General features: G+C 75.9%; 1 protein-coding gene. It reads left to right on the forward strand.

The genetic code is table 11. The annotated features are described in order from the left end of the window. On the forward strand, positions 1-908 hold a 908-nt coding region (locus O3W51_RS48200; RefSeq protein WP_269290445.1), incomplete at both ends, for a glycosyltransferase family 87 protein.

A 908-nucleotide genomic window follows, 5' to 3' on the forward strand; every position in this document is an offset into this window, starting at 1 on the left:
TACTGGTACGCCGCCGCCTGGGTGCTGTTCGCCGCAGCCGTGTGGGCCGTCCGCAAGGTGCCCGTGCGCGCCGCCGTGGTCCTGGTGCTCGCCGGCAGCGCCGCGCTGTCGCTCGCGGCGCTGAGCGGCCCGCCCCGCACCAGCAGCGACATGTACCGCTACGCCTGGGACGGCCGGGTGCAGGCCGCGGGCATCTCCCCGTACGCCCACCCGCCCGCCGCGCCGGAACTGGCCGGGCTGCGCGACCGCTGGCTCTTCCCGCCGGGCCCCGACTGCCCGGCACCCGATCTGCGCGCAGTCGGCGCGGACTGCACCCGGATCAACCGGCCCGCCGTGAACACCATCTACCCACCGGTGGCGGAAGGCTGGTTCCTCGCCGTCCACGCGCTGTCCCCCGACGGTGCCCGCCACAAGCCGACCCAGATCGCGGGCGCCCTGCTGACCGTCGGGACCACCGCCGCCCTGCTCCTCGTCCTGCGGCGGCGCGGCGATCCACGGCGCGCGGCGCTGTGGGCCTGGTGTCCCGCGGTGTCCTTCGCGGCCGTCAACGACGCGCATGTCGACACGCTCGGCGTGCTGCTGACCGTGCTCGCGCTCGGTACGTCCGTCCTGCCGCGCCGCGGCGCGCTGCTCGGCGCGGCCATCGCCGTCAAGCTGCTGCCCGCGGTCGTCCTGCCGGGCGCCCTCGCCCGCCGGGGCCCCCGCGACGCCGCGCGCGTCCTGGTACCCGCCGTGCTGGTGATCGCACTCGCCTATCTGCCGTACATCCTGACCTCCGGCTTCGGCGTCCTCGGCTACCTGCCCGGCTATCTGCAGGAGGAGGGGTACGAATCAGGCAGCGTCCGACGGTTCGCGCTGCTGCGGCTGTTCCTGCCGGACGGCGTCGCCGCCCCGGTCGCGGTGGCCCT

Origin of the sequence: Streptomyces sp. H39-C1 (genome assembly GCF_027158125.1) — a bacterium.
GTDB classification, from domain to species: domain Bacteria; phylum Actinomycetota; class Actinomycetes; order Streptomycetales; family Streptomycetaceae; genus Actinacidiphila; species Actinacidiphila fildesensis.